This window comes from Streptomyces capoamus (genome assembly GCF_014654935.1).
GTDB classification, from domain to species: Bacteria; Actinomycetota; Actinomycetes; order Streptomycetales; family Streptomycetaceae; genus Streptomyces; species Streptomyces capoamus.
Window position 1 is genome coordinate 5,172 of record NZ_BNBF01000027.1, and the last position, 3,483, is coordinate 8,654.

Below are 3,483 nucleotides of genomic sequence, written 5' to 3' on the forward strand. Positions count from 1 at the left end.
CGTCGTACGCGAAGCGCATGGGACGGCCGGAGGAGTTGACGACCTCGCTGAGGTGGCCGTCGGTGTAGCCGTAGCGGAGCAGTTCCTGGTCGCCGCCGTCCGCTGCCGCGCCCGCAAGGTGCAGCGCGGTGACCCGGCCGTCGGCGGTCGACAGCAGCAGGCGGTGGCCGCCGCTGTGGCTGAGGGCGCGCGGGGCGCCGTTCGTGTCGTACTCGAACGTGATCCAGTTGCCGTTGCGGTCGTCGACCTGTTCCAGCACCGCCAGGTTCTCGGAGCGGTCGGCGAAGTGCCTTACGTAGCCGGAGTCGGGGTCGGTGAGGGTGTAACCGCCGTCCGTGCGGTCCAGCGGCCAGCGGGGGCCGTGACCGGGGAGCGTCGGCACGCCCGGCGCCGGGTGCGGGTAGGCCAGTGTCAGGCCGTCCTCGCCGACGAAGACCACGCCTTGCGCGTCGATCTCCAGACGCTGGTCGAGCGTGGAGGACCAGGTCGGGCCGAACCAGCCGCCGAGCCGGTACGACGACTCGAACTGCCGCTTGAGGACGAGAGGTGGGGCGCCGGGGAGGGAGACGTCGGTCTGCGGCAGCACCATCCGGCCGGTCGCGACGTCGACCGGGTCCTTCTCGCAGACCTTCTCGAGCGGCCGCCGGGAGACGTCCTCGGGTCCCCTTTCCACCGCGTTCCGGGCGGCGCCGCGCAGGCCCTGCTCGGCACCCTCTTCCGCCGCCTTCCGGGCCAGTCCCGCCTCCAGCCCGGCGCCGTCGCCGAGGAAGAACTGCGGCACCATGCGTCCGCCGAACTCGGACGGGTCCTTGCGGAACTCGTCCCACATGCCTTTCGCGGTGCGTTCGGGGTGGGCGGCGGTGGAGGTCAGGCCGGAGAGCGTCATGCTGACGTTCTGCAGGTAGGCGGCCGGGTGGGTGAGGTTGTAGGGGTCCATCGGGTCCAGGCCGCGCACGAAGGTGACCAGGCCGGCCGTGCCCTTGACGACGCCGCCCGCGAAGTGGGTGATCTCCAGTTCCGTGGAGAGCGCGCCGTCCTTCAGGTCGCCCTTGAGCCGGTCCAGGGGCGGGGGCTCGGCGGGGGCGTGGGCGAGCGCCGCCTTCACCTTGTCCTGTGCCTCGGTGGCGGCGGTGTTGCGCTGCTTGCGGGCCTCGGCGAGCTTGTGCCGGGCGGCCCGGACATCGGCCTTGCCCGGGTCGTCGAACTTCCCGGGGTCCGGGCCGGGATCCTCACCAGCCTTCGCCTTCGCCTTCGCCTTGTACGTCTCGACCTTGTCCGTGTACGCGCTGAACGCGGCCTTGGACGCCTTCTCACCCTTCTTGTAGAGCTCCACGGCCTCCTTCGCCTGGCCCTGTGCCCACGTGACCGTGTCGGCGTACGACTCCAGCGCCTCGGCCGCGCATCGGCAGGCCTCGGCCGCCTGCGCCCACTTGGCGGGGTGCACGCCGAACTTCTCCCGGAAGGCGTCCCCGCCCTCGCCCTTCCAGCCGGAGGAGTCGACCTTCTTCAGCCCCGCGCCGACCTTGTCGAACGCGCCGTGGAAGTCCCGCAGGTGCTGGGCGCTCTCCCGGATCTTCGCCGGGTCGCCGTGGACGAGTTCGTTCGCCTCCTCGGTCTGGCCGAGCTGCTGCTCGCCCGGCGTCGCCCCGAGGTCGGAGGCGACCCCGTCGCCCCAGTCCTCCACCACGTCGGCCCACTTGTGCAGGCCGACGTCGTCCAGCTTGCCGCCGACCTTGTCCGTGGCCCAGTCGACGCCCTCGCCGAGCTTCTTCTTGCCCTTGTCGTAGAGGTCCTCGGCGCCGCCCAGCAGCGCGTTGGTCACATCCCCCATGCCCATCAGCGCTCACCGCCCCGCGACGGTGCGTCCGCGTCGCCGAGCGCCTCGCGCAGGTCACCCACGCCCATGCCCGGCACCGGCCCGATGGTGTGCGAGGTCATCACATCGTCCGCGGCCGTCTGCCAGCCCTGCTTGCTGTTGGCCCACGCCTGCTCGAAGGACTCCCCGCTGTAGTCCACGTCACCGCCGTACGCACCGGACGCGGCGATGTCGCCGTAGCCCATCTTCTCCACGTCCTCCTCGGAGGCGTACGGATTGCCGATGGCCGCGTTCTCGGCGACCTTGACCGTGCCTTCGACGTACTTGTCGGTCTCGTAGTACGTCCCCGCCGCCAGCCCCGTCTTCTCAGCGAAGCCGTTGCCCTCGGCGATCAGCGACCGCACCCCCCACTCCCAGCGCTCGCAGAACGACGAGAACGCACCCGTCAGTCCCTCGTGGCCCAGTTCCAGGCCCGACAACGCGATCTCACCGAAACCCCGCCCGGCCCCGGAGGTGCCGAACCCGCCCAGCTCCTTCAGCTCACCCAGTGCATCGGTCAAACCCTTGGCGATCAGGCCCAGGCCCTGCGTCGCCAGATCCTTGCCGTCCCCGCTCACCGCGCGTCCCCCGTCCCGCCGTCCCCGCCGTCCCCGCCGTTCACGTCTACCGCCACCGCATCCGGCACGACCCCCCGCACCGGCGGAAAAACCACCCCGTCCACCCCGTCCGCACAATCCAGCGCCACCCCGCACGGCACACCCACCGCCGGCACCGCCGCATCCAGCAGCCGCGCACCCAGCCACCGCTGGTACGCCCACTCCCGCGCACCCTCGCCCCGCGCCACCGCGAAACGCGCCAACGCCCCCTCGTCCGAGAACGCGTAGATCCAGCGCACACCGCTGAACTCGGCTGCCAGCGGCGCCCCGTCCGCGTCCACCGGCACCAGCACCGCCGTACGACGGAACTCACCCAGCAGCGCGGCGAACGCGTGCCGCCGGTGCTCGGATCCGTCGGAGGGCTCCGGCCGCAGGGCGTCGCCCTGTTCCGCGTACTCGTACAGTCGTGACCTGCGTGCTTGTCCCAACGCAGCTGTCCGTCCCCCGTGTTCAGCCATAGGTGCGATCATCACACCGGGCTGTACCGGGAGCAAAAGGGATGGCGGGGGCACCGATCGGGTTCGGCCGTCGTAGGGGGACGTGACAGCGCCCGGACCGGGGCGGTCCGGGCGCTGCACGGCAGGAGTTCGGGTCAGGTCACGGGAGGGCGTGGACGTGGGCTCCCACCGGGGTCGACCAGGCGTTGCCCGAGGTCGCGTCCCAGTTGGTGGACCAGGTCATCGCGCCGCGCAGGGCCGGGTAGGTCTTGGACGGCTTGAAGGTGCCGCAGTTCGTGCCGGCCGTCAGGCAGTCCAGGGCGTTGTCGACCACCGTGGGGGAGACGTAGCCGCCGCCCGCCGCGCGGGTGGAGGCCGGCAGGCCCAGGCCGACCTGGGACGGGGAGAGGCCGCCTTCCAGCTGGATGCAGGCGAGGGCGGTCAGGAAGTCGACCGTGCCCTGGCTGTAGACCTTGCCGTCGCAGCCCAGCATGGAACCGCTGTTGTAGTACTGCATGTTGACGACCGTGAGGATGTCCTTCACGTTCAGCGCGGTCTGGAAGTAGGCGTTCGA

The 3,483-nt window shown here is 71.3% G+C and carries 3 protein-coding genes and 1 pseudogene; all 4 read right to left on the minus strand.

Annotated elements, in window-relative coordinates:
* Positions 1–1,837: putative T7SS-secreted protein (locus IE312_RS42705; protein WP_229900672.1), on the minus strand; the 1,837-nt coding region annotated here is incomplete at its 3' end.
* Entirely contained in the window at positions 1,837–2,433 is a 597-nt protein-coding gene (locus IE312_RS31775; RefSeq protein ID WP_229900673.1) for a hypothetical protein, read from the minus strand. The genes IE312_RS42705 and IE312_RS31775, both read right to left, overlap by 1 nt.
* The gene (locus IE312_RS31780) at positions 2,430–2,942 is read right to left on the minus strand and encodes a hypothetical protein (RefSeq protein ID WP_189985720.1); all 513 of its coding nucleotides are present in this window, start codon (positions 2,940–2,942) and stop codon (positions 2,430–2,432) included. The genes IE312_RS31775 and IE312_RS31780 overlap by 4 nt, the downstream gene beginning before the upstream one ends.
* A 127-nt stretch (positions 2,943–3,069) precedes the next feature.
* Positions 3,070–3,483, minus strand: a pseudogene (locus IE312_RS42710) (chitinase); the annotation flags it as partial.

Excerpts from the sequence above, each read along its gene's own strand:
- IE312_RS31780 (WP_189985720.1), bottom strand. The coding sequence starts at position 2,942 with ATGATCGCACCTATGGCTGAACACGGGGGACGGACAGCTGCGTTGGGA.